Source organism: Xanthobacter sp. BG11Y11_SDJG (assembly GCF_057364445.1).
Map to the genome: position 1 here is coordinate 1 of NZ_JBNFNU010000873.1, position 593 is coordinate 593.

1 pseudogene is annotated in these 593 nt (G+C 76.6%); it reads left to right on the forward strand.

Going from position 1 to position 593, the window contains the following annotated elements:
• A pseudogene (locus AC2W7M_RS27060) lies at nucleotides 1-593 on the forward strand (double-strand break repair protein AddB); the annotation flags it as partial.

The window sequence follows — 593 nt, forward strand, 5'->3', positions numbered from 1 at the left end:
CGCTGGCCCCGCTGCTCGCATTCGCGGACCGCAAGGCGCATCCATTCGCCGACCTCGTCGCCGCCCACCGCGCGGCGGTGGAGGGGCTCGCCGGCCCGCTGGATCCGGACGCCGACGATCCGGCCGAGGCCGCCCTCGCCGCCGCCTTCGCCGAGATCGGCGACGGCGCTCCCCACGGGCCGGACCTGACCCTGTCGGACTATGCCGACGCCGTCGTCGCCCTCCTCGGCGACGCCATGGTGCGCCCGCTTGCCCGCGCGCCGGAGCGGCTGCGCATCCTCGGCCCGCTGGAGGCGCGGCTGCTCGCCTTCGACCGGCTGATCCTCGGCGGGCTGGTGGAAGGCACCTGGCCGGCCCTGCCGCAGACCGACCCCTGGCTCAGCCGCCCGATGCGCGCGGAACTGGGGCTCGATCTGCCGGAGCGACGCATTGGCCTGTCGGCGCACGACTTCGCGCAAGGCTTCGCGGCCCGGGAGGTGGTGCTCACCTATGCGGCCAAGGTCGCCGGCGCGCAGAGCGTGCCGTCGCGCTTCGTGCAGCGCCTGCGCACGGTCGCCGGCCCGAAGCTGTGGCAGGCGGCGGCCGAGCGGGGC